Source organism: Thioalkalivibrio sp. ALE30 (assembly GCF_000377465.1).
Lineage (GTDB): Bacteria > Pseudomonadota > Gammaproteobacteria > Ectothiorhodospirales > Ectothiorhodospiraceae > Thioalkalivibrio.
Genome location: NZ_KB898173.1, coordinates 167,404 through 192,526, shown reverse-complemented (window position 1 = coordinate 192,526; position 25,123 = coordinate 167,404). Strand labels below are relative to the sequence as shown.

Genomic DNA, 25,123 nt, shown 5'->3' with positions numbered 1-25,123 from the left:
GCTGATGCTGCCGACCAGGGTCGATGTCCTGGTGGTGGGGCTGGGGCCCGGCGGGGCCTCCGCCGCGCGCGTATGTGCCGCGGCCGGGCTGTCGGTGCTGGCGGTCGAGCGCAACAAGGCGTTTGGCGAGCCGGTACAGTGCGCCGAGTTTATCCCCAACCCGATGGGCGCTTATGCAAAGCCCGAGGGCGTTCTGCTGCAGCGCATCGATTCCATGCAGAGCTTCCTGCCCTCCGGCACCGTCGAGCATTCCGACTTCCCCGGCCTGATGGTGGATCGCGGCGAGTTCGACCGCGCCATCATCCGCGCGGCCGAGGCGAATGGGGCGCAGCTGGTCACCTCCACGCCGTTGATGGCGGTGGATGCCGAGCGTCACGTCGCCCGGGTGAAACATCAGGGCGCGGAGCAGGAGGTCGGCTATCGCGTGCTGATTGCCGCCGACGGTCCGCATTCTCCGGTCGCCGAATCGCTCGGCCTGGAGTCTCTGCCCACGGTGCAGACGCGCCAGTACACCGTGCCGCTGAAAAAGGCCTATACCGCAACCGATGTCTGGCTCTCCGACGATTATCCGGGTGGCTACGCGTGGCTGTTCCCCAAGGGGGAATGGGCCAACCTTGGTCTGGGCGCCGACAAGCGGATCGCCGGTGACCTTAAGGCCCCGCTGGAGTCGCTGCATGCCCAGCTCGTGGAGCAGGGCCTGCTGGGCGAAGAGATCCGCTATCGCACCGGCGGGGCGATCCCGGTCGGCGGCCTGCGGGAGTCGCTGGTGGCGGGGGATGTCCTGTTCGTCGGCGATGCCGCCGGGCTGACCCACCCCATCACCGGCGCCGGCATCGCCGCCGCCGTGGTGTCGGGCGAGGCCGCCGGCGAGGCCGCGATCGGCCACCTGGAAGGCGATGCCGAGGCCTTTGCCGACTACGACGAGGAGATGCGCGACCAGTACGGGCCGGCGCTGGAGCGGGCCTGCGAACGGCGTGCCTTCCTCAACGAACACTGGCGAACCCCGCGGGCGCAGGAAGACGCCACCCAGCGCCGCGGATGGATTGCATTTTCCGAGTATTTCAACGATGGTGACCGGGCCGCGTAATCGGACCCGGTCGACGGATGCCTGGCATCCCCGAGACAACGCTGGAGGAACCCCATGAGTGCAAGTGCAGAGGAGATGGTCGCGCCGATCAACTTTTACCGGCCCGACTATCACATCAAGACCCCGGACATGCGTTCGCCGGAGTACGTGCAGATGTCCACCGCGGCCGCGATCACGCTGGGCCTGGTGCCGGGCACCATGCATCGCACGTCCTGCACGCACTGCCTTAACCTCCTGGTGACCTATCCGGAAGGCTGCCGCGCCAACTGCTCCTACTGCGGCCTGGCCCGCCACCGCGAGGAATCGCGGGACTACGCCGATCGCAACTTCATCCGCGTCGACTGGCCGACCGCCAAGTACGACGAGGTGATCGAGCGCGTCAAGAATCATGCCGACGCCGGCCAGTTCGAGCGCATGTGCATCTCCATGATCACGCACCCGAACTCCGATGCCGACACCGTCGAGCTGCTGGAGCGCTGGGTCGCCGAGGTCAACCATATCCCGGTGTCGATCCTGTCGAACCCGACCACCATGAGCTATGAAGACCTCCAGCTCCTGCGCGACAAGGGCGCGGACATCTTCACGGTCGCGCTGGACGCGGTGACCCCGGAGATCTTCGAGCGCACCCGTGGCAAGTCGGTGGAGAGCCCGCATACCTGGGACAAGTACTGGCAGTCCATCGAGTGGGCCGCCGAGATCTTCGGCCCGGAGAAGTTCGGCGCGCACCTGATCTGCGGCATGGGCGAGACCGAGGAAGAGATCCTGCAGGTCTGCCAGCGCATCCGCGACCTGGGCGGTCATAACCACATGTTTGCCTTCTTCCCGGAAGAGGGCTCGCTGATGGAAGACTGGAACCCGGTCCCGCGTGACCAGTGGCGCCGCGTGCAGCTGGGCCGCTTCGTCATCGACTACGCCGGTGGCCGCATCGACGACATGAAGTTCAACGCCGACGGCCAGGTGGTGGACTTCGGTCTGCCGCAGTCCGAGGTCGAGGAACTGATCGCCTCCGGCAAGCCGTTCCAGACCTCCGGCTGCCCCGGCAAGTCGGACGAGGAGGTCTCGGCCTGCAATCGCCCTTACGGCGATTCCAGCCCGACGGACATCCTGTCGTTCCCATTCGCGCTGAACAGCAGCGACGTCGGGTTCGTCAAGCGGCAGATGGCCGGGGAGGACGTCGGCACCTTCGACTTCGACGCCGACGAGGCGGAAGACGAGAAGACAGCCTGAAAACGATAGTGGTAGTATCCAGCGAAAGCCCCGGCATCCCCGGGGCTTTCGCACGTCAGGGGATCAATAAGACTTTTTGAATATTCAGGTTTCGAGCAGGGTTATCAAGGCCATTCCGAAGAGTGCCCTTGAACAGACCTGCCGAAAAACTCGCGCCACGGTCGGTCACCGTGGCGCGAGCCGTGGGAACACCATCAAGACCGGACCGGCGGCATTTCAAGGGGGCCGCGCGTAACCGGGGTGTTCGCACAACACAACAAGAAGACCACCAAAGGAGATACAAAATGGAAGCACGCATCATTCGCCGCAGCCTGGTGACGATCGCGGTCGGCCTGGCCATGGGCTCCGCCGGCGTCGCGCACGCCACCAACGGCTACTTCGCCCACGGCTACGGCACCAAGGCCAAGGGCATGGGGGGCGTCGGGATGGCGATCTCCCAGGATTCCTACGCCCCGGGCATCAACCCCGCCGGCATCGCCGGCATGGAAACCCGCATCGACGGCTCCCTCGCCTATTTCCGTCCCGAACGTTCGGTGACCTTCGAGAATCAGATGGGGTCCATGACCGTCGACTCCGGCAGTGAAGATTTCTTCATTCCCTCGTTCGGGTACGTGCAACAGATCGATGAGAACCGCTCCTGGGGTATTGCCCTGCTGGGTAATGGCGGCATGAACACCGATTACCCCGGCTACATGACCGGTGACCCGACCTGCGATCAAGGGGGTGGCGGGATCTTCTGTGGAGGACCGGCTGGTGTGGACCTCGAGCAGTTGGCGATTATCCCGACCTACGCTCAGCGATCGGCTAACGGCGGATTCAGCGTGGGCTTCAGTCCGATCATCAGTTACCAGCGATTCAGTGCGAAGGGCCTGGGGGCGTTCCAGGGGATGAGCAGTGACCCCGAGAACCTCACGAACAATGGAACCGATACCACTTGGGGGTACGGAGCCCAGATTGGTTTCCAGGCTGAACTGGCGGAGACCGTGACCCTCGGTGGTAGTTATCGCACCAAAATCCGAAACAGTGAATTTGATGACTACAGTGGGCTCTTCGCAGACGGCGGGAGCTTTGATATCCCATCGACCCTCGGTCTGGGCATCGCCGTTGAGGTAACCCCGAGTATCACGGTTTCCGCAGACTACACGCGCATCAACTATTCCGAGATTGATTCGATTTCCAATCCGAGCATGACCGGTATGCCTTTCGGCGCGGAAGGCGGGCCCGGCTTCGGCTGGCGAGACATTGGCGTATTCAAGATTGGTGCCCAGTTCGAGACGGCCAATGACTGGACCTGGCGTGTGGGCTACAACCGAGGGCAGAATCCGATCCACGCTCGTGACGTAACGCTCAATATCCTGGCGCCGGCCGTGATGGAAGACCACTTCACCGCCGGATTCACCAAGGCTTTCGGTCAGCATGAGCTGAACTTCGCCGCCATGTATGCTCCGAGCAATAGCGTATCCGGAGCACACATGATGCAGCCGGGGACCGACGTGAAGATCGAGATGGAGCAGTACGAGCTCGAGATCGGGTACGCGTACCGATTCTGATCGGGAGGTCCGGGGCGGTCGCCTGACCGCCGCGGGGCTTCGGTGTCACGCGCCCGGGAGGGGCGCGCCGACCTTGAGGGGAAGGTCGGATCCGCCAGGGAGGGCGGGTGATTCTGAAGTCCGGGACGCACCGGGGGGTGCGTCCCGGGCCCTTCTTTCTGTCGAGCATTCCGCTCGGATTTACCTGAGAATTCAAAGGAGGATGCCATGCGAGCAATCCACGCCTTGCGCGGGAGTGTCCGCGCCGTCGGCATGGTCGCGGCGGTTGCGCTGTTCGCGGCGAGCCAGACCGTGGCGGCGGACAACTACCGTCCGTTCGTGCTGGCCTACACCGAATCGGGGACGGATGTCTCCGCCGAGGCCGCCAGTGTGCGGGAACGCCTGGAGGGGGCCGACTTCCGGTTCCTGGGCGAATATCCGGTCAGTGACGACCGGCATGTGGTCGTGGTGACCCACGATGATCTGCTGGCGGTGGCCGGTTCCGAGGCACGCGGCGGCTACATCGCCCCGATCCGTGTGTCCGTGACGGCCGTCGATGGCGAACTGCAGGTGAGTTACAACAACCTGGAGTATTTCCGTCATGCCTACCGCCTGGATGCGCCGGTATCCGGCGTCAGCGACCGGCTGGCCAGTACCCTCGGAGCGGAGCGCGACTTCGGGTCCGAGGACGGCATGAGCGAGCGCGACCTGAATCGCTATCGCTACACCTTCGGCATGGAGCGCTTCGATGCGCCCTACGAGCTGGCCAGCCATGGCAACCGGAGGAGCGCGTTGAGCGAGCTGGACAGCAACCTGGGCAACCGGGTCGCGGGGGTCAGCGAGATCTACCGGGTGGATATCCCGGGCCAGGACGTGACCGTGATCGGTGTGGCCGTGCGCGAGTCCGACGGGGCGGCCCAGGACTCGGCCGATCTGCACCAGCTTGGCATCGTGGACGTGGGCGAGTTCCGCCATACCGCGACGGTGCCGATCGAGATCCTGGTCCGCGGCGGCGAGGTCGAGGCCCTGCACATGCGTTTCCGCAAGGCCCTGCACTTCCCGGATCTGCGCATGCTGGGTGACAACAGCTTCATGCGGCTGCGCAGCTCGCCCGGTGCGCTGGAAGAGACCCTGAAGGAAGTCGCGGGTTACGAAGAAGAGGATACCGGCTTCGAGTGGTAAGACCGCTGGAGACCGCCTGCGCCATGGAACGGCGCAAGGGTGCGCGGAATTCCCGCGTAGCCCACTCAAGAACCCCGGTCCGCCGGGGTTTTTTTACGATCCGGACATGCACTTGTTTTATGCTCCCGCAACATTCGCGGCAGGACGCACATCCATGAAATCGATGAAGATCGCCAACATTGGCGAGATCCGCAACGAACTCAACAAGTACAAGAAGGGCAAGAAGCTCGATATCCACCAGTTCAACCAGGTGGCGCGCCTGGCCTGGCTGGGCAAGATCGTGATGCAGCCGCTCGATCTGGAAGACCCGGACTGCAAGTCCTTCCTGGTATATATCCAGGAGCCGGAAGAGCTGGCCGCGCATTTCCTCGATACCGACCAGGAACTGACCGGCGGCATCCACATCATCGATGGCGAGCAGGCGATGGCCATGGTCGAGATCATGCGCAGCGGGGTCGAGGAGCGCGCCAAGCTGTACGAGGACCTCTCCCGCAGTGACTTCTATTTCCGCTATTTCTACCAGCCCGGCCAGGAGGACAAGGCAGACGACTCCAGTGCCGGACAGGACAAGCCCGAGGGCTGACACTTGGTCGCATCCACGGTAACCCCGGAGTGGATCGACGCCGGGGCCCGATCCGCCGAAGAACTCCACGCGCTGTATACCGGTCTTGCGGCCTCCACCGCTCCGGATGCGCCCCCGCGTATCCTGTGGGTGCACGCGCACGAGCCGCATATCTCGATCGGGGCCAGCCAGGACGCGGAATCCGACCTGGACCTGGCTGCCTGCGCCGAACAGGGTGTGCCGGTCGTGCGGCGTCCACTGGGCGGCGGCTCGGTCTGGGTGGACGCCGACCAGGCCTGTTTCTTCCTGATCCAGCCGCGCCAGGTGCTGGCCCGTGGGCATCGCCACCTCTTCGCCGTGGGACTGGGCATCGCCATGGATGTGCTGCGCGCGCTCGGTCTGGAAGGCGTCGAGGCCCGGGGCCAGGACGTCTGGGTCCAGGGGCGCAAGATCATGGGGACCGGGGCCGCAACGCTCGACGAGGGCTGTGTGTTCGGCGCCAGTTTCCTGCGACATTTCCCGGTCGAGCGCTTCCTCGCCTGCGTGTATGCCCCCAGCGAGGGCTACCGTGACTGGTTGCGCCCGGCGCTGGAGACGGGCATGACCGACTGCGCCCGCCAGTGTCCGCAGGTCCCCGCGCCCGCGCAGGTCGAGGCGGCCCTGCAGGATGTGCTGGCGCGCCGTTTCGGCATTCCGGCACGCCGGATCGAGCCGGACCGGGCGATCCTCGATCAGTGGCTGGCGCTGGGACGCGAGGAACTGACGGACCTCGCCGACGGGCAGGGATCGCCGTCGGTGCGCGATGGCATCCGCGTGAACCGCGACAATCACGTGTTCGAGACCCGCGGGGCCTGCGGGCGCCTGCGCCTGCACGTGGAGGGATCGCATATCGCGCGGATCTGGTGCGAGGATGCGGCCACCACCGCCATCCTGGAGGAGCGTCTGGTCGGTGAATCGCCGGAACGCCTGCGCGTACGCTCGCGCCTGAACGGCCAGCTCGATGCCCGCATGGTGGACGAGATCAGTGCCCGCATCGACGGGCTTTATCGCGGAATCGCAGCGGCCTGACAGACAGGCCCCGGTCCCGAGCCCCCTCCCCACGAACGCCGGAGAAGCCGCATGTCCGAACCGACGATCGAACGCCGCCTGGAGAAACGCCTGATCCTGATGACCCGGGACGGCGCGATGGCCGAGCGTCTGCAGGCCCAGCTGCCGCCGGAGTGGCAGTTGCACCAGGTCACCGACCTGGATGAGCTCGGGCCGTGGAACGAGATCCTGCTGTACCGATTCCTGCTGCTGGACCTGGACGAGATCGAGGCCTTTGATCCGCTCGACGTGATCCGGATGCTGCGCATGGAATACCAGATCAACCTTCCGGTATTCTGCTTTGGTGGCGATCAGGACATCCAGGATGAAATGCGCCTGGCCCGCGCCGATCGCTTCTTCGGGCGCGACGAGATGATCGAAAAGCTGCCCGAATTCGTCCGCCAGTACGACTGGTAGCCATCGGCCCGCGCGGGGCCTGGCGCCGCGAGGTGTATTGCAGGGAGATCGTCGAATGGACCCCATCATCCGGGTGCGCGAGTTGTACAAGGTCTTTGGCCCGAACCCGCAGGAGGGCCTGCGGCTGATCGAGGACGGGCTCGACAAGGACACCATCTTTGAGCGTACCGGCAACACGGTGGGCGTGAAGGACTGCAACCTGGATATCGCCGAAGGCGAGATCTTCGTGGTGATGGGGCTGTCCGGGTCCGGCAAGTCCACCCTGGTGCGGCTGCTGAACCGCCTGATCGAGCCGACCGCGGGGACCGTCGAGGTCCGCGGGCGTGACGTCACGCGCATGAGTCAGCGCGAGCTGATCCGGCTGCGCAGCGAGGATCTGGCGATGGTGTTTCAGTCCTTCGCGCTGATGCCGCACAAGACCGTGATCGACAACGCTGCGCTGGGGCTGGAGATCGCCGGCGTGGGCCGCGCCCGGCGCCGCGAGCGCGCGCTGGAGGCGCTCGACCAGGTTGGTCTGAAGGCCCATGCCCGCAGTTATCCCGACGAACTCTCCGGCGGCATGCAGCAGCGCGTGGGACTGGCGCGGGCGCTGGCGACCGACCCCTCCATCATGCTGATGGACGAGGCCTTCTCCGCGCTGGACCCCCTCATCCGTACCGAGATGCAGGACCGGCTGCTGGATCTGCAGCGCGAGCACCGGCGTACCGTGGTGTTCATCTCCCACGACCTGGACGAGGCCATCCGCATCGGCGATCGCATCGCCATCATGCAGGGCGGCGAGGTGGTGCAGGTTGGCACGCCCAAGGAGATCATCCTCGATCCGGCCAACGAATACGTGCGTTCGTTCTTTCACGGGGTGGACATCACCCAGGTGTTCCAGGCGCGCGACATCATGGACAGCGAGACCATCCCCGTCCTCGCGGCGGATACCACGGCCGGCGAGGCGCGCAGCCGCATTGCGCGCGTGCCCGGCAACGAGGCCGTGATCGTCGATGCCGCGGGGCGTTTCCAGTCCGTGGTTCAGGCCAAGCGCCTGGGCGAACTGACCGTGGACCGCCCGGCCAGCGAGGTGGCCGTGGAGGTCGAGCCGGTAGGCGAGGACACGCCTCTCGCGAATCTCCCGGGCCGGGCGGCGCAGGCGTCGGTGTCCATCCCGGTAGTGGATGCGGAAGGACAGTTCCGGGGGCTGGTGACCCTGCAGCGCCTGGTCGAGGCCCTGGATCGCAGCCGGACCGCGGCCGCCGCGAACGGAGATCACTGACATGGAAGGACGCATCAACATCCCCGTGGGGGACTGGATCGAGACCGCGGTCGACTGGATCCTCGACAACCTGGAGCCCGCGCTGGACGGCATCGCCTGGTTCCTGGGGCTGCTGACCAACTCCTTCGAGGGGGCGCTGCTGGCGATCCCGGCGTGGCTGCTGGTGCTGATCCTGGTCGGGCTCAGCTGGTGGCGGGTCAGCTGGCGCTTCGGCATCTTCGCCATCGTGGCGCTGGGGCTGATCCTGGGGATGGACCTGTGGGAGCCCACGATCAAGACGCTGTCGCTGGTGCTCGCGGCGACCGCCGTCGCGCTGGCGATCGGCATGCCGGTGGGTGTGGCGATGGCGCGCAGCGACTGGGTCGAGGCGTCGATCCGTCCGGTGCTGGACCTGATGCAGACCATGCCGCCGTTCGTCTATCTGATCCCGGCGGCGATCTTCTTCGGGCTGGGCACCGTGCCGGGTGCGATCGCCACGGTGGTGTTCTGCATGCCGCCGGTGGTGCGCCTGACCAACCTTGGTATTCGCCAGGTCAACCGCGAGCAGATCGAGGCGGGGCTGGCGTTTGGTTGCAATCGGCGCCAGCTTCTGACCAAGATTCAGTTACCTCTGGCGATGCCGTCCATCATGGCCGGCATCAACCAGACCATCATGCTGGCACTCTCCATGGTGGTGATCGCGTCGATGATCGGTGCCGGCGGGCTCGGCAATACCGTGCTGACCGGTATCCAGCGGCTCGATGTCGGGCTGGGATTCGAGGGCGGCCTGGGGGTCGTGATCCTCGCCATCCTGCTCGACCGGATCACCCAGAGCGTAGGGCTGCGGCGCAAGGCGAGCGGCTGATCCGGGCTCGTGCGCTGCGCCATCCGTTTCACTCGAAGGAAGGAGTAGCAAGATGAACAAGACACTGACTTCAACCCTGCTGGGCGGCGTGCTGGCCGCCTCCATGGGCCTGTCCACCGCGCAGGCCGACGATATCCAGATCGGCTGGACTGCGTGGTCCGATGCCGAGTTCGTGACCAAGCTGGCCGAGCGGGTCATCGAGGACGAAATGGGCTATTCGGTCGAGCTGATTCAGACCGACATCGCCCCGCAGTATCAGGGCCTGGCCTCCGGCGATATCGACATGATGCTGATGGCCTGGCTGCCGGGTACCCATGCCGACTACATGGAGCGCGTCGGGCAGGACGTGGTGAACCTCGGCCCGTTGTACGGCAATGCCCGCCTGGGCTGGGTGGTGCCGGACTACGTGCCCGAGGATGAACTCGGCTCTATCGAGGATCTGAAGAAGGACTCGGTCCGCGATCGCCTGGACGGCCGCATTACCGGGATCGACCCCGGCGCGGGCCTGACCCGGCTCTCGGAAGAGGCCCTCGAGACCTACGGCCTGGACGGCTACAGCCTGCAGATCTCCTCCGGGGCGGGCATGACCTCCGCGCTGGACCGGGCGATCCGTCGTGATGAATGGATCGTCGTCACTGGCTGGAGCCCGCACTGGAAGTTCGGCGCCTACGACCTGCGCTACCTGGAAGACCCGGATGAGGCCCTGGGCGGCTTCGAGCGTATCCATGCCCTGGCCCGCGAGGGCTTCGCCGAGGAGTATCACGATGTCGCGATGATGATCTCGCGCATGCACCTGAACCTGGACGTGCTGGAAGAGGCGATGTTCTACGCCCAGGAGAACTCCTACGCTGAGGCCGTGGACCGCTTCATCGAGGACCACCCGGAGTACGTGCAGTACTGGGTGACCGGCGTGATCGACTGATCAGCACGGACTACCCGCAGCACCCGAAAGCCCCGCCCCGGTGGGGCTTTCTTCGTTCAGGCCACTGCATTTTGTTTCACCACGAAGCGCACGAAGGCACGAAGAAGGGCAAGGGCTATTGCAGCACGGAGGGGGCGGAGGGCACGAACAGCACGGAGAAGTTCGGTTCAGGGGCGGACGACGGGGCGAATGGAACACGTTGTCGGCATTCTCCGGTCACGATGAAGATTGGCGGGCGTCCGGGATGGCGGGGGCGGGTGCTTTGAGCGGGCCGCTACTGTGGCTGGTCCAGAAACGCGAAAGGCCCCGGGCGGGTCGCCGCGGGGCCTTTGAGTGACGCGCCCCGGGACGAGCCGCGGGGTGGGGCGATCCGGGATCAGCCGATCCAGGCGTGCTCCAGCACGTCGATGCGGATCTTCTCGTGGAAGGTCTCGCCATTGCCCTCGATCACCAGGTCGCCAATGCGGGTGCCGGCGGTATCAAAGCTGAACTTGCAATCGAAGGTACCCGGCAGGGACACGCTGCCCTCGCACAGGGTTTCGCCTTCCACCGAGAACTTGCAGCTGGCGCTGCCGGAGCCGTTCAGCATGGCCTGGACCCGGAATTCCTCGTTGATCGGACGGCGGTACACGTTCGGGTCGCGGTTCGGGTTGTACTGCAGGTTGTTCAGCTTGACGAGTTTGACAAGTTTCATACCGGGTCCTCTGTTGAAGCGCTGAATCCGAGTGACGGGCGCCTTTGCACGCCCAACCCCGCAGCCGTGGGGCGTTTGGTTCATGCAAGTGCGCAGGTTCGATAGAATATAAACAGCAAATGATACAACAAAGCCTGCGCGAACACGATTGGCCGCCCGCCCAGCGCGCTGGAGGGTAACGCTGCGCACGCGCATACACCAGTCCCTGCCGGAGATCCCATGAAGAACCTGATCAACCGCATCCGCGGTGTGGAACGCGATGTCATCGAGAAGCCGGGGGACGCGGGTGGTGCCCCCTTCTACAAGCCCCAGGGTGACGAGATCGAGATCTTTCAGGCGGCGTACTCGAAGCGCCTGCCGGTGATGCTCAAAGGCCCCACCGGCTGCGGCAAGACCCGCTTTCTCGAGCATGTCGCGCACACCCTCGGCCAGCCGCTGGTGACCGTCTCCTGCCACGAGGACCTGACCAGCTCCGATCTGGTCGGCCGCTTCCTGCTGGAAGGCGAGGAGACCGTCTGGCAGGACGGCCCGCTGACCCGTTCGGTCAAGGAGGGCGCGATCTGCTACCTCGACGAGATCGTCGAGGCACGTACCGACACCACCGTGGTCATTCACCCGCTGACCGACCACCGCCGCCAGCTCCCGCTGGACAAGAAGTCCCAGATCATCGACGCGCACGAGGACTTCATGCTGGTGATCTCCTACAACCCGGGATATCAGACCGTGCTGAAGGATCTGAAGCCCTCGACCAAGCAGCGCTTTGTCGGCATCCACTTTGACTACCCGGCCGAGGATGTCGAGCGCGAGATCGTGGCCAAGGAATCCGGCGGCCTGGATGCCGACCGCGTGGAAAAACTCGTGGCGGCCGGGCGCAAGGCCCGGGCCCTGAAGGACCATGGGCTGGAAGAGGCGACCTCCACCCGAGCACTCGCCTATGCCGGCGAACTGATGCAGGCCGGTCTGAGCCCGCGTGTGGCCTGCCGTGCCGCGATGATCGCCCCGATCACCGACGACCCCGAGCTGATCCAGGCGCTGGAAGAGATCTTCGACGCCCACTTCCCCGAGTCCGAAGCCGCGTGAGCGATATCGCGACCAACGGCGGCGCGAAACCGGAGGCGGAAGAACTCGTCGAGATCGAGGAAATCCTCCAGCACCTGGAGGACATCAGCTTCGTCGCCCACCGCGACACGAAGGAAGCCCTGCCGGCTATCCGCCCGTTCGGCGCCACCATTGCGCGGCGCTGGATCGAGACGGCCCGCGACCTGTTCTTCCATGACCGGGAGTCGGGCAAGAGCTTCATGCGCCACTCGGCGCGACTCGCCGAGCACATGCAGACGGTGGAGCTGTGGCTGGAGCAGGCGGCCCGCTTCAAGGAGTGGGTCAACTCCAACTATGCCCTGGAAGGCTTCATGGCCCAGGCCGATCGCGTGTATGACGCCTGGGGCGAGGCCGGCGAGCGCGAGTGGGCCGAGATCGGCCTGCGCTGGTGCGCGCGCAGCCTGCCGGATGCCCGGGCCTATTTCGAGACCGACTTCGAGAAGCTCGCCGGCGGGCGTGGCATCGACGGCCTGCGCGCCCTGATCGAGCCGGCCGAGACCCTGTTCGACGAGCGCGGCCTGACCCTGGATGCCTACCTCGAGGGTGCACCGATCGCGCGAAACCTGGTCGGCGACCAGGGCCTGCTGTCCTGGGCGCGGCGCGGCGCGGACCTGCTGAAGGCCGGCCGCTCGCGCGGCGAGGCCTACTTTCGTCTGGAGAGCGACGAGAGCCTGAAGCTGCTGCTGGAGGCATTGCCGGGCTTTCGCCCGCGCATGCACGGGCGCTTCCTGCGTCTGGTGCTGATGGCCTGGCTGGACGCCGACATCCCGCTGGCCGATTCCAGCTGGAAGCCGGGCGAGGGCCGCCCGATGCTCGAGACCGACGGCCGGCGCCTGTTCATGCCGGCGGTCATGGGCTCGCGCGAGGAGGCGATCGTCGCCACCCAGCACGCGGCCGCGCATCTCGCCTTCGATACCTATGCGCACAGCGAGGTGGAGCGGCTGTTCGCACGCGCGGGTGCGGAGCATCCGCCGCTGGACGACAAGTCGCGCATCACCTGGCGCCCGCTGTTCGCGCCCTTCGAGGCGCGCATGTTCCGCTTCCAGGTGCTGTTCGACCTGGCCGAAGACCTGCGCGTGAACGCACGCCTGGCCCCGCGTATCCCGAACTTCCTGCCGCGCCTGGTGGCGCTGGCCGAGGTCCACGGTCGCCCGGAAGGCGTGGCCGGCGTCTATTTCGACTTCGCACTGAAGGCCCACCAGGCCCTGCTGCGCGACGAGCCGCAGGACCCGCGTCTGGCGCGTGTGCTGGAGCCGGACGCGGACGTCGTAACCGCCTGGGCGGTCGGCGAGGAGCTGTTCGCCGACGAGGCCTTCCCCGAGATCACCATCGAGGAGCGCGCCGAGGCCTATCTGCCCGGGCTGTCGCTGAACCAGTCGCTGCCGGTGTATCCGCAGCGCAAACGCGACGGCAGCCTGGCCGACTTCCGCGACCACGAGGCGCACGACGAGCACAAGTTCGAGCATCAGAAACAGGAAGAACAGCCGCAGCAGGCCCCGGAGCAGGCGCAGAAGGACCCGGACGCCGACATTCAGACCCCGCAGCAGGAGACTTCCGGCACCGGCGGGCGCATCGGCACGGGCATCCCGCAGCCGGCGCAGGTGGCCAAGCGCGCCGCGCCTTACACCCCGAAGAAGGACGGCATCCCGTATCCGGAATGGGACTACCGCGAGCAGCGCTACATCTCCGACTGGGTGAACCTCTACGAGCGGGTGCTGGACGACGAGGACCCGGAGCGGGCGGCCACGCTCCTGTCGGAGAACGCCGATACCCTGAAGCGCCTGACCCGCGGCCTGGAGATGCAGCGCCCGATGCGCCTGGCGCCGCTGAGGAAACAGCTCGACGGAGACGAGCTCGACACCGAGGCGGTGATCGACTACATCGCCGACAAGAAGGCGGGGCTGTCGCCCAAGGCCTTCATCTACCGTCGCCGTGCAGTGCAGCACCGCGATACGGCCGTGCTGATGCTGGCGGACATGTCCACCTCGATCATGGCGCGCCACCCGGGCGGGCGGGGCAAGATCGTCGACCGCGTGCGCGAGGGGATGATGCTGTTCGCCGAGGCGATCGAGAAGGTCGGCGACCCCTACGCGATCTCCGGCTTCGCCTCCAAGCAGCGCGACCAGGTCAACTACTACTGGCTGAAAGACTTCAACGAGGACCTGAACGACACCGTCCGCGCCCGCATCGCCGGGGTCTCCGGGCGCCTGGCCTCGCGCATGGGCGCGGGCATCCGCCACTCGCTGGAGGCGTTCCGGCGCAGCTCGGCCCAGCGCCGGCTGCTGCTGATCCTGTCCGACGGCCGCCCGGCCGACTACGACGACGGCGGTGACCAGCGCTACCTGCACGAGGACACGCGCATGGCGATGAAGGAGGCGGTGGACGCCGGTGTGCACCCGTTCTGCATCACCCTGGACCCGTCCGGTTCGGAATACCTGCCGGCGATCTTCGGTCCCGGCCACTACACCATCATCGACCATGTGGACGAGCTGCCGCGCCGTCTGCCCGAGATCTACCTGAGGCTGCGCCAGTGAGTGCCACCCCCGAATCCATCGACGCATCCACCGGGGCCGCGGACCGGCACCCGGAGCCGGCCCGCCGACATGCCACGCTGCTGCATGCCCCGCGCTATCGCGGGCACAGCTATGGCGACAACCACCCGCTCGGGATCCCGCGCGTCTCGCTGACCATCGACCTGATCGAGGCCTATGACGCGATCACGCCGGCCGAGATGGCCGTATCGCGCAAGGCACAGCCGGCCGAGCTCGAGTGGTTCCACACCCGCGAGTACGTGGCCGCGATGCAGCGCGCCGAGGCGCTGGGCAAGGTCTTCCAGCGCTACCGCGACCGCCACAACATCGGCAACTTCGAGAACCCGTTCTTCGCCGGTTTCTTCGCTACTCCGGCGACTGCCACCTGGGGCTCCATCCAGGGGGCCGAGGTGGTGCTGGGCGGGCGCATGGCCTTCAACCCGGCCGGTGGCATGCATCACGCCGCCCCCGACCAGGCCCGTGGCTTTTGCTACTTCAACGACCCGGCGCTGGCGATCCTGCGCCTGCGTCAGGCCGGGCAGCGCGTGCTGTATCTGGACATCGACGCCCACCACGGCGACGGGGTCGAGGCCGCGTTCACCGACGACCCGGACGTGCTCACCGTCTCCCTGCACATGGACACCGAATACGGCTACCCCTTCGAGGGCGGGCGCATCGAGGACACCGGACCGCTGGGCAACGCCGTGAACCTGCCGCTGCCGAAGGAGACCAACGACAGCGAGTTTCGCGCCGCCTTCGCGGCCGTCTGGGAGGCCGTGCGCACCCGCTGGCAGCCGGATGCGGTCGTGGTCCAGGCCGGTACCGATGCGCTGCTGCCGGACCCGCTCGGCAAGTTCGGCATCTCCACCCAGTGCTTCCTCCAGTGCATCGACGACGTGATCGAGACCAGCCCGCGCCACGCCGACGGCACGCCGAAGCTCCTGGTCCTGGGTGGCGGCGGTTATCACCCGCTGGCGCTGGCACGCTGCTGGACCGGGGTCTGGGCCCTGCTGACTGGTCGCGAGCTACCCGCCGCGATCCCGGCGGCCGGCCAGGCCCTGCTGCGCGAGGTCGACTGGGACATGGACGAGGAGGAGGACTGGTACGAGAACCTGTTCGTCTCCCGCCTCGACGCCGACCGCTCGGGCCCAGTCCGCCCCGAGCTCGAGGCGCGACTGGCGCAGCTGCGCGCCACACACCCCTTGCTGCGCGGCTAGCGCGGGCGGCCTGGCCCTGCGGCGGCAGGGGCGGCGTCCTTAGTGGAGGACCGGTCCCCTCGGTCCTCGGTGTAAAGATGTCCGACGCCTCTACGGTGGATATTCGGCGTTCAGCGTCGGATCTTTTTACATAACAGCCTCTCGGGGTGAACATATTCACGAAAACGCATAAACAAACTAGGCGCTTACGGATTTGGTCCGGCGTTTGCTTTGTATTCCAGCAAGGGGCGATGGGCGCCCTCGAAGGCCGCGGGGCCGGGAGCTGGAGGTGGGTGCGATGCGCAAGTGGTGGGCGAATCAGGTTGCAGTGCTGGCGGGCGTGATGCTCGCGGGATCGGTGGCGAATGCCGCCATCATCGAGCTTCCGGGTATCGATGAAACCTACGACGGGATCCCGGTCGCGCTGCAGTACAACGACTTTTATTCCTATTCCGGTTCCCTGCTGTACCAGTGGGGCTTCCTCACTCAGAACCAGTACACCGGTCAGGGCACGGGATCGCTGGACCTGATCGTGGGCACGGGATCCAGTGGCCAGGACAATCAGAACATCGGGCCGGGGGGTAGCTACAGTTTCGAGAGCCCCATGCCTTTCCCCAGCGGCAATACCTCGGAGTTTGACGGCACCTGGGGCATGGGCACGCAGGCCAATGGCCCGGTCCTGGTGGATAATCTGCTGGCCTACCTCGACGCCATCAATCCGGGCGCGACGATTCCCACCTTCATTTTCGACCACAACCAGACTGGGGGCTCCCCCGATCTGTGGGTGCAGGCCGAGGTCTTCATCTACGACCCCGAGACCGGGGAACGCGTGGCCCGCTGGATCTTCGACGATGGCAACGGCAACCCGGCGCTCTCGCCCGGTAACGTGGAGGTGATCGGCGAATCCGGCACCGTGTACGAGGCCAATGCTAATGTCGGGAGCGGCCGACTGGACTACATCGTGTTCGCGCCGACCATGGACCTCAGTCTGTTTGCCGGGGCCGGCTATCTGTTCGGGATCGATTTCTTCATGAATGACCTGAACAATGGTTTCGAGGAGCTCTACCTCAGTGGCCGGTTCACCAACGGTACGCCGGTGTCGCTGCCCGGTTCGTTCCTGCTGCTGGGGCTTGGCCTGGCCCTGCTGGTGGTAGCCGTGCGCCGGCGCGGTCGCGCGGGTCCAGCAGCCCACTAGGCGCCCGGCCCCTCTCGGCCTTTCCGCGCTTGACCCTGCGCCCCGGCATATGCCGGGGCGCAGTGCATTTGGGGTGAAACGGCGCAGTAGTGGCCCGCTCGCGTTGCGGGTTTTCGCAAATCCTGGCCGCTGACGTAGGATTCCTCCCGCGCCCGGACCCCGTTCGGCCCGGGTCGGCCAGCCCCCGCTGGCCGGATGAGGGATGGCTGCGACCGAGCGAGGAAACGCATGGAGTCCGAGCAGAAACTGATACCCGGATACGCCAACGCCAAGGCAACGCGCCGCTACGCGGAGCAGTTCGTGTCCGAGGGCAAGGCCGCCGAGGGGCATTACAGCGAGTTCTCGCGCGCGAAGATGCGCCTGTCGAGCCTCGGAATCGGCACCTTCGGCGGCGCGGCCACCGCCGAGGTGGACGCGCAGATCTCCGCGATCGTCGCGCGCGGGCTGACCGAGGGCGTCAACGTGGTGGATACTGGCGCGCACTACCGGTACGGGCGTTCGCTGGCGGCCGTCGGGGCGGGTGTGCGCACCGCGCTGGAGGCCGGGGTCCCGCGCGAGGCGATGTTCCTGATCTCCAAGGGCGGCTTCCTGACGCTGCGCGGCGGGCCGCCGGAGGACATGGAGGCCTGGTTCCAGCGCGAGATCGAGTCCCAGGGCATGGGGACGAAGGACGACCTGGCCAAGGGCGCGCACCTGCTGACGCCGGAATACATCCACTACCAGATGGAGCTGTCGCGCTCGCTGATGGGGGTGGAGACGCTGGATGCCTTCATCATCGACCAGCCCGAGGTGCACATCCACGAGATCGGCAAGGAAGCGACCAACCGCAAGCTGGAGCCGGTGTTCGAGGTGCTGGAGCGGGCCGCGCGCGAGAAGAAGATCCGCGCCTACGGCATCTCCACCTTCGAGGGCTTCCGCGAGGAGACCGATGCCGCGGTGTTCCAGTCGCTGACCTCGATGCAGGGGCTGGCCGAGCGCGCCGCGCAGACCGTCACCGGCGACGACCATGCCCGGCATCACTTCAAGATCGCGATGCTCCCCTTCAACCAGGTGATGCTGGAGGGGTTCACCCGCTTCAACACCGCCACCGGGCAGGGCAACGTGGCGAGCCCGCTGCAGGCCGCCCACCAGCTCGAGGTGTACATGATTGCCTCGCACTCCATGCTCAAGGGCCATCTGGCGCAGCAGTCGGTGGAGGTGGTCGAGCAGCAGCTGGCCAGCCTGCCTAATCCGGCCCAGCGCGCGATGCAGTTCAACCGTTCCACGCCGGGGCTGGGCACCTCGCTGGTCGGCATGAGTACGCCGGCGCACCTGGACGACATGCTGGCGGTGATGCGCGAGCCGATGATGGACAAGAAGGCCTACCTTGGCATGTTCAAGAAGGCCGAGGAGTAAGCCGGAGCCGGGTCTTTCCCTGGTGGGAGCCGGCTTGCCGGCGAAGCCCTGCCTGCATCCGGCTTTGGCAGGGGCTTCGCGTGCAAGCACGCTCCCACAGGGTCCCGGACCTTGGCTGCGATAGAGAATTCACGCACAAGGGTATGCCATGCAGGTTGATCTGAAGGCCCTCGAATTTCCCGCGATCCAGCGCCTGCTGGAGCGCCTGACTGCCACCCCCTACGGTGCCGATGCCGCGCGCGGCCTGGAGCCGGCGCCGAACCTGGATGCCGCCCGGGCCCTGCAAAAGGCGGTAACCGTCGCGCGCCAGCGCCTGGACGCCGGCACCCTGCCGCGGCTGGGCCAGCTTCCCGACGTGCGCGCGGCGCTACGCCAGGCGGCCAATCCCGGCGCGGCCCTCCCGGTGCAGGCGCTGCACAACCTGCAGACCATCATGCGTCATGCCCGCGAGCTGGCGGACCAGCTCGCCGATACGCCGGAGATCTACCCGGCCGACCTGAACAAACTGTATCCGCCCGAGGCACTGGAAGAGCGTCTGTCCGCGTGCCTGAATCCTGGGGGTTCGCTGCGCGAGGACGCCAGTGCATCACTGGTCGAGGCCTTTGGCGAGCGCAACCGCCTGCGCGGCGAGGTCGAGGCGGTGGTAAAGAAGCGTCTGGCAGCCTCCGATGTCGCGCAGAAGGGCGAGGACGCGCTGAAGGTTCAGTGGCACCAGGAGCGCGCCGTGATGGTGCTGCGCGGGGATGCCGCCAGCGCGGTAAAGGGCGTGCGCCGAGGCACGGCCATGGGCGGGCGCGACCAGATCGTGGAGCCGATCGAGGCGGTGCCGCTGAACAACCAGCTGGATACGGTCAACGGTCAGATCAACACCGAGCAGCAGCGCCTGCTACGCGAGCTGACCGATGTGGTGCGCCAGTACGGCGAGCCGCTGGAGCTGATGCTGACCGCGCTGACCTGGATCGATCTCGCCTCGGCCGCGGCGCAGCTCTCGGCCCAGATGAATGCCCACGCCCCGCGGCTGGAGGCCGAGGCGGGCGTGGAGCTGGTCGAGGCCTACCATCCGCTGCTGCTGTTGCAGTTTGCCGAGGGCAACGGCCCGCAGCCGGTGCCGCTGTCGATCCGGCTGGATGGCGAGCAGCCGCTGTTGCTGATCACCGGGCCGAACACCGGTGGCAAGACGGTCGCGCTGAAGACCTTGGGCCTGCTGGTCACCATGGCGTGGTGCGGGCTGCATATCCCGGCCGAACAGGACTGCCGCATCGGGCGTTTCGATCAGGTGATGGTGGATGTTGGTGACAACCAGAGCCTGTTCCACCACCTGTCGACCTTCGCCGGGCATGTGGAGGTCCTGAAACGCATCCTCGAAAACGCCGGCCCCGAGAGCCTGATCCTGCTGGACGAGCTGGGCACGGGCACCGACCCGGACGAGGGCGCGGCCCTGGCGATGGCGATGCTGGACGAACTGCGCGCGCGGGGCACGCGCGGGATCGTGAACACCCACCTGGCGCCGCTGAAGGACTACGCCGCACAGCATGCGGGCATCGTCAACGCCTCGATGCAGTTCGACGCGGAGACCCTGTCGCCCACCTACCGGTTGCTGATTGGCGAGCCCGGCGTCTCCTTCGGTCTGACCATCGCGGAGAAGAACGGCCTGCCGCCGCAGCTGGTGGCCCGCGCCCGCGAGCACTTCGCCGAGCTGCCCACCGCGCAGGCTGGGGCCGAGCACAGCTGAGCCTTGATCCGGGGTGCTCCCTGGAGATCGCCGCGGCGCTGCGCGCCTCGCGATGACGATTATTTTTCGTGCCGGTCATGGCGAGGCCCCGCCGGGGCCGTGGCCATCTCTGGGCACAACCCCAACGCGGGTTGCGGCAGGCTCCTCGGCGCTGCATGAATTGCACCGATTCCGCGCGTCATGGCGTGAAATGGGGGCGATTTCATATTAGGATGGTGGGCTATTTTGATTTGTGGTGCATGATCGCTCGACGATCGTGCACAAGCCCCCGGTAAGGAAGTCGACCATCATGTCCGAGACCGCAAGTTCCTCCACCGCCATCACCGGCGCCGAAATCTTCTGCCGCAGCCTGCAGGCCGAGGGCGTCGAGGTCGTATTCGGCTATCCCGGTGGCGCGGTACTGCACATCTACGATGCGCTGTACCGGCAGGACAAGGTCTCCCACGTACTGGTGCGCCACGAGCAGGGCGCGGTACATGCGGCCGAGGGCTATGCCAAGTCCTCCGACAAGCCCGGCGTGGCGCTGGTCACCTCCGGCCCCGGCGCGACCAACGCGATCACTGGGATCGCCGATGCCTACATGGATTCCGTGCCGCTGGTGGTGTTCACCGGCCAGGTGCCGACCAGCCTGATCGGCAATGATGCCTTTCAGGAGGTCGACACCGTGGGGATCACGCGTCCCTGCGTGAAGCACAACTTCCTGGTCAAGGACGTGAAGGACCTGGCCACCACCATCAAGAAGGCCTTTTACGTGGCGACCACCGGTCGCCCCGGCCCGGTGGTGGTGGACATCCCGAAGGACGTGACCGCCGACAGCTGCGAGTTCGAGTACCCGGAGAGCATCCACATGCGCTCCTACAACCCGGTCTCGAAGGGGCACACCGGGCAGATCCGCAAGGCGGTGGAGCTGATCCTGTCGGCGAAACAGCCGATGATCTACACCGGCGGTGGCGTGATCCTGGGCAAGGGTTCCGAGGCGCTGACGGAGTTCACCCGAAAGCTGGGCTATCCGATCACCAACACCCTGATGGGGCTGGGCGGCTACCCGGCGTCGGACAAGCAGTACCTCGGCATGCTCGGCATGCACGGGACCTACGAGGCCAACATGGCCATGCATCACGCGGACGTGCTGATCGCGATCGGCGCGCGCTTCGACGATCGCGTGACCGGCAACATCGAGAAGTTCTGCCCGCATGCGAAGATCGTGCACGTCGATGTCGACCCGTCCTCCATCTCCAAGAACGTGAAGGTGGACGTGCCGATCGTGGGCGAGGTGGAGCCGGTGCTGCGCGAGCTGATCAAGGGCCTGGACGAGAACGGCGGCAAGCCGGATGCCGAGGCTCTGGCCACCTGGTGGAAGCAGATCGAGGAATGGCAGGCGCAGGACTGCCTGAAGTACGACCAGAATTCCGAGCTGATCAAGCCGCAGTACGTGGTGCAGAAGTTCTGGGAGCTCACCCAGGGCGAGGCCTTCGTGACCTCGGATGTCGGCCAGCACCAGATGTGGGCCGCGCAGTTCTACCGCTTCGACAAGCCGAACCGCTGGATCAACTCCGGCGGTCTGGGCACGATGGGCGTGGGCCTGCCGTTCGCGATGGGCGTGCAGTTCGCGCACCCGAACGCGACGGTGGGCTGCATCACCGGCGAGGCCAGCATCCAGATGTGCATCCAGGAGCTGTCCACCTGCTTCCAGTACCAGCTGCCGCTGAAGATCCTGAACCTGAACAACCGCTACCTGGGCATGGTCCGGCAGTGGCAGGAGTTCTTCTACCAGGGCCGCTACGCGATGTCCTACATGGATGCCCTGCCGGACTTCGTGAAGCTGGCCGAGGCCTATGGCCATGTTGGCATCCAGGTCACCCAGCCCGGGGACGTCGAGGGTGCGATCAAGGAGGCCCTGGCGCAGAAGGAGCGCCTGGTGTTCCTGGACTTCATCACCGACCAGTCCGAGAACGTGTATCCAATGATCCCGGCCGGTGCCGGCCAGAACGAGATGATCCTGGTCTGAGCCGGGTACAGGGAAGAGCCGTATGCGTCATATCATCAGTGTCCTGCTGGAAAACGAAGCCGGTGCCCTCTCGCGGGTGGCCGGGCTGTTCTCCGCGCGTGGCTACAACATCGAGTCGCTGACCGTCGCGCCGACCGACGACCCGTCGCTGTCGCGCATGACCATCGTCACCAGTGGTTCCGACGAGATCGTCGAGCAGATCACCAAGCAGCTGAACAAGCTGATCGACGTGATCAAACTGCTGGACATGACCGCCTACCCGCACATCGAGCGCGAGATGGCGCTGGTCAAGGTCCGCGTGCCGGAGGCCGCCGACCGCGAGGAGGCGAAGCGCCTGGCGGATATCTTCCGCGGCCGCATCATCGACGTGACCCACGACACCTATGTCGTCGAGATCACCGGCGAGGGCTCCAAGCTGGATGCTTTCCTCGAGGCGCTCCAGCCGTTCCCGGTGCTGGAGGTCGTGCGTTCCGGCGTCATGGGCATCGCACGCGGCGACGTCAGCCTGCAGATCTGAATCCCCGGGTCCGGCGCTGCCTGCGGTGCCGGACCCGTTTGTTTGCCCGATATCAAGGAAATTGTGATGAATCTCTACTACGACAAAGACGCCGATCTCTCCATCATCCAGGGCATGAAGGTGGCCATCATCGGCTACGGTTCGCAGGGCCACGCCCATGCGAACAACCTGAAGGACTCCGGCGTGGACGTGACCGTGGGCCTGCGCGAGGGCTCCGGTTCCCGCGCCAAGGCCGAAGAGGCCGGCCTGAAGGTCGCCGACGTCGACGCCGCGACCGCCGGCGCCGACCTGATCATGGTGCTGGCCCCGGACGAGTACCAGGCCGCGCTGTACCGCGACGTGCTGGAACCGAACCTGAAGCAGGGCGCGACCCTGGCCTTCGCCCACGGCTTCGCGATCCACTACAACCAGATCGAGCCGCGCAAGGACCTGGACGTGATCATGATCGCGCCCAAGGCCCCGGGCCACACCGTGCGCTCCGAGTTCGTGCGTGGCGGCGGTATCCCCGACCTGATCGCCATCCAGCAGGACGCCTCCGGCAAGGCCCGTGACATCGCGATGTCCTATGCCTCCGCGATCGGCGGCGGTCGCACCGGCATCATCGAGACCACCTTCAAGGACGAGACCGAGACCGACCTGTTCGGCGAACAGGCCGTGCTGTGCGGCGGTGCGGTGGAGCTGGTCAAGGCCGGCTTCGAGACCCTGACCGAGGCGGGTTACGCCCCGGAGATGGCCTACTTCGAGTGCCTGCACGAGCTGAAGCTGATCGTCGACCTGATGTACGAGGGCGGCATCGCCAACATGAACTACTCGATCTCCAACAATGCCGAGTACGGCGAGTACGTGACCGGCCCGCAGGTGATCAACGAGGAGTCGCGCTGGGCCATGCGCGAGGCGCTGAAGAACATCCAGAACGGCGAGTATGCCAAGCAGTTCATCCTGGAAGGCGCGATGAACTACCCGTCGATGACCGCCAACCGTCGCCTGAACGCCGCCCACGAGATCGAGCAGGTGGGCGAACGCCTGCGTGCGATGATGCCGTGGATCAAGGCCAACCAGCTGGTCGACAAGTCCCGCAACTGATGCGGCTCCCCGCGGCGGGCGTTCCGGCCCGCCGTGGTCCTTCATTCCTGCCGAGCGCCCGATGCTGTTTCCGCTAGCCCCTGAAGGCCGCCTGTTCGTGATCATCGCCGCGTGGATGGCGGTCATCACGTTGCTGGTCGGGGAGGCGGAGCTGGGCCTGTTCATGGTGATCCTCACCGTGTTCCTGATGGCGGTGTTCCGTGACCTGCGGCGCAAGGCCCCGGCGCCGGCCCTGGGCGTGATCGCCCCGGCTGATGGCACCATCGAATCGGTCGCCGAGGCCCGCGACCCGTTCACGAAGAAGCCGGCGGTCTGCATCCGCCTGCGCCAGCGGCGGCTGGGCGAGTACAACGTGCACGCCCCGCAGGAGGCCGAGATCCGCGAACGGGTCTGGCCGGGCAAGGAAACCGATGAAGCCCCGGATGCGCAACTGGAGGGCCGCCTGGCCTACGCGCTGGAGACCGACGAGGGCACGCGGCTGACCCTGGCCCTCAGTGTCGATCACTGGCCGCGGATGATCCGCATGCAGAACAACGTCCCGGGGAATCGTCTGGGGCGCGGCAAGCGCATGGGGTTCGCCGGCTTTGGTGGTACCTTCGAGGTGTGGCTGCCGGCCGGGTCGCAGGTGATGGTCGAGCCGGGGCAGCGGGTGCTGGCCGGTTCCGCCCTGCTGGGCGGACTGCCGGAGTCCGAATCCACCGGGGACGCCGAGGGGGCCGTGGAGATGCTGCAATGAGTACAGGCGACGAAGGCGACCGCCGCGCGGAACCCGACTACATCGAGGGCGAGGACACCATCGCCGACGACCAGCCCCCGCATCGTCGGCGCCGGCGCGGCGTGTTCCTGCTGCCCAACCTGTTCACCACGGGGGTGCTCTTCTCCGGCTTCTTCGCCATCGTCTCGGCGATCAACGGCGAATACATCACCGCCGCCATCGCGGTCTTCGTGGCCATGGTGCTGGACACCCTGGACGGCCGCGTCGCGCGCATGACCGACACCCAGAGCGAGTTCGGCGCGCAGTACGATTCGCTGTCGGATCTGGTCTCGTTCGGCGTTGCGCCGGCGCTGATCGTCTACCTGTGGCAACTGCATGACCTGGGCAACTTCGGCTGGGTGGCGGCGTTCTTCTTTACCACCGCCGCCGCGCTGCGTCTGGCGCGCTTCAACAGTCGCCTCGCGGTCAGCGACAAGCGCTTCTTCCAGGGCCTGCCAAGCCCCGCCAGTGCCGCGATCCTGGTCGGCATGGTCTGGGTGCTGGAGGACTGGGGCATCCCCGCCGAGCTGGCCGATCCGTACGTGGTCGGCATCCTGGTGGTTACCGTGCTGTCCGGGGCGGCAATGGTCAGTAACCTGACCTACTTCAGCTTCAAGGACATGGACTTCAAGCACCGGGTGCCCTTCCTGGCGATCGTCGGCGTGGTGGTCGCGCTGATGCTGCTGGCCCTGGATCCGCCCAAGGTCCTCCTCGCGGGCTTCGTGATCTACGCCCTGTCCGGTCCGCTGCTGACCCTGGAGCGCTGGCGCCGGCATCGTCGCCGGGCGCCCTCGGGGGAGTAG

Annotated in this window: 22 protein-coding genes; 21 read left to right on the top strand and 1 reads right to left on the bottom strand. The window is 66.4% G+C overall.

The features are described 5' to 3' along the window. The first annotated feature begins 4 nt into the window (after positions 1 to 4). From D107_RS0110045 to D107_RS0110000, 10 genes are all read left to right on the top strand, one after another. Positions 5 to 1,087: an NAD(P)/FAD-dependent oxidoreductase gene (locus tag D107_RS0110045; protein WP_018881372.1), complete on the top strand. Its 1,083-nt coding sequence runs from the start codon at positions 5 to 7 to the stop codon at positions 1,085 to 1,087. Between the two features lie 54 nt (positions 1,088 to 1,141). Next, positions 1,142 to 2,314: a radical SAM protein gene (locus tag D107_RS0110040; protein ID WP_018867543.1), complete on the top strand. Its 1,173-nt coding sequence runs from the start codon at positions 1,142 to 1,144 to the stop codon at positions 2,312 to 2,314. Positions 2,315 to 2,598: 284 nt separating this feature from the next. Further along, positions 2,599 to 3,864: an OmpP1/FadL family transporter gene (locus D107_RS0110035; protein ID WP_018878541.1), complete on the top strand. Its 1,266-nt coding sequence runs from the start codon at positions 2,599 to 2,601 to the stop codon at positions 3,862 to 3,864. Between the two features lie 207 nt (positions 3,865 to 4,071). Next, positions 4,072 to 5,025 carry a hypothetical protein gene (locus tag D107_RS0110030; protein ID WP_018881371.1) on the top strand — a complete coding sequence of 318 codons (954 nt, stop codon included), beginning with the start codon at positions 4,072 to 4,074 and terminating at the stop codon, positions 5,023 to 5,025. 154 nt (positions 5,026 to 5,179) lie between these two features. Then, positions 5,180 to 5,608 (top strand): hypothetical protein, encoded by a 429-nt coding sequence (locus D107_RS0110025; protein WP_018867540.1) that lies wholly within the window; start codon positions 5,180 to 5,182, stop codon positions 5,606 to 5,608. Positions 5,609 to 5,611: 3 nt separating this feature from the next. Further along, complete coding sequence (locus D107_RS0110020) at positions 5,612 to 6,655, top strand: lipoate--protein ligase family protein (protein WP_018881370.1); 1,044 nt, start codon at positions 5,612 to 5,614, stop codon at positions 6,653 to 6,655. A gap of 51 nt (positions 6,656 to 6,706) precedes the next feature. Beyond that, entirely contained in the window at positions 6,707 to 7,090 is a 384-nt protein-coding gene (locus tag D107_RS0110015; RefSeq protein ID WP_018881369.1) for a hypothetical protein, read from the top strand. A gap of 55 nt (positions 7,091 to 7,145) precedes the next feature. After that, positions 7,146 to 8,351: a glycine betaine/L-proline ABC transporter ATP-binding protein ProV gene (proV, locus tag D107_RS0110010; protein WP_018881368.1), complete on the top strand. Its 1,206-nt coding sequence runs from the start codon at positions 7,146 to 7,148 to the stop codon at positions 8,349 to 8,351. Between the two features lies 1 nt (position 8,352). Further along, positions 8,353 to 9,195 (top strand): proline/glycine betaine ABC transporter permease, encoded by an 843-nt coding sequence (locus tag D107_RS0110005; RefSeq protein WP_018877051.1) that lies wholly within the window; start codon positions 8,353 to 8,355, stop codon positions 9,193 to 9,195. Between the two features lie 52 nt (positions 9,196 to 9,247). Next, positions 9,248 to 10,117 (top strand): glycine betaine ABC transporter substrate-binding protein, encoded by an 870-nt coding sequence (locus D107_RS0110000; RefSeq protein ID WP_018877050.1) that lies wholly within the window; start codon positions 9,248 to 9,250, stop codon positions 10,115 to 10,117. A gap of 376 nt (positions 10,118 to 10,493) precedes the next feature. On the opposite strand, the gene D107_RS0109995 is transcribed toward D107_RS0110000, so the two are convergent. After that, positions 10,494 to 10,811 carry a hypothetical protein gene (locus D107_RS0109995; RefSeq protein ID WP_018877049.1) on the bottom strand — a complete coding sequence of 106 codons (318 nt, stop codon included), beginning with the start codon at positions 10,809 to 10,811 and terminating at the stop codon, positions 10,494 to 10,496. Between the two features lie 219 nt (positions 10,812 to 11,030). Here D107_RS0109995 and D107_RS0109990 point away from each other — a divergent pair, with 219 nt between their 5' ends. The 11 genes from D107_RS0109990 to pssA all read left to right on the top strand — a co-directional run bounded on the left by D107_RS0109990 (position 11,031) and on the right by pssA (position 25,123). Next, positions 11,031 to 11,891, top strand: a complete 861-nt coding sequence (locus D107_RS0109990) for a CbbQ/NirQ/NorQ/GpvN family protein (RefSeq protein WP_018867533.1) — start codon at positions 11,031 to 11,033, stop codon at positions 11,889 to 11,891. Continuing rightward, complete coding sequence (locus D107_RS0109985; RefSeq protein ID WP_018881367.1) at positions 11,888 to 14,443, top strand: nitric oxide reductase activation protein NorD; 2,556 nt, start codon at positions 11,888 to 11,890, stop codon at positions 14,441 to 14,443. The genes D107_RS0109990 and D107_RS0109985 overlap by 4 nt, the downstream gene beginning before the upstream one ends. Continuing rightward, on the top strand, positions 14,440 to 15,657 hold the full coding sequence (locus tag D107_RS0109980; RefSeq protein ID WP_018881366.1) for an acetoin utilization protein AcuC: 1,218 nt from the start codon (positions 14,440 to 14,442) through the stop codon (positions 15,655 to 15,657). The genes D107_RS0109985 and D107_RS0109980 overlap by 4 nt, the downstream gene beginning before the upstream one ends. Positions 15,658 to 15,934: 277 nt before the next feature. Beyond that, complete coding sequence (locus D107_RS0109975; RefSeq protein ID WP_018878535.1) at positions 15,935 to 16,831, top strand: hypothetical protein; 897 nt, start codon at positions 15,935 to 15,937, stop codon at positions 16,829 to 16,831. 228 nt (positions 16,832 to 17,059) lie between these two features. After that, a complete protein-coding gene (locus D107_RS0109970; protein ID WP_018878534.1) occupies positions 17,060 to 18,226 on the top strand; it encodes an aldo/keto reductase in 1,167 nt (388 codons plus the stop codon). Positions 18,227 to 18,374: 148 nt separating this feature from the next. Then, positions 18,375 to 19,958 carry a DNA mismatch repair protein MutS gene (locus tag D107_RS0109965; protein ID WP_018877046.1) on the top strand — a complete coding sequence of 528 codons (1,584 nt, stop codon included), beginning with the start codon at positions 18,375 to 18,377 and terminating at the stop codon, positions 19,956 to 19,958. Positions 19,959 to 20,247: 289 nt separating this feature from the next. Continuing rightward, entirely contained in the window at positions 20,248 to 21,966 is a 1,719-nt protein-coding gene (gene ilvB, locus D107_RS0109960) for a biosynthetic-type acetolactate synthase large subunit (protein WP_018867527.1), read from the top strand. Between the two features lie 22 nt (positions 21,967 to 21,988). Continuing rightward, positions 21,989 to 22,483, top strand: coding sequence for an acetolactate synthase small subunit (ilvN, locus tag D107_RS0109955; protein ID WP_018867526.1), 495 nt, complete (start codon positions 21,989 to 21,991; stop codon positions 22,481 to 22,483). 66 nt (positions 22,484 to 22,549) lie between these two features. Further along, the gene (gene ilvC / locus D107_RS0109950) at positions 22,550 to 23,566 is read left to right on the top strand and encodes a ketol-acid reductoisomerase (protein ID WP_018862774.1); all 1,017 of its coding nucleotides are present in this window, start codon (positions 22,550 to 22,552) and stop codon (positions 23,564 to 23,566) included. A gap of 61 nt (positions 23,567 to 23,627) precedes the next feature. Next, a complete protein-coding gene (locus D107_RS0109945; RefSeq protein WP_018867525.1) occupies positions 23,628 to 24,302 on the top strand; it encodes a phosphatidylserine decarboxylase in 675 nt (224 codons plus the stop codon). After that, positions 24,299 to 25,123 carry a CDP-diacylglycerol--serine O-phosphatidyltransferase gene (gene pssA / locus D107_RS0109940; RefSeq protein ID WP_018867524.1) on the top strand — a complete coding sequence of 275 codons (825 nt, stop codon included), beginning with the start codon at positions 24,299 to 24,301 and terminating at the stop codon, positions 25,121 to 25,123. Before D107_RS0109945 ends, pssA begins: the two co-directional genes overlap by 4 nt.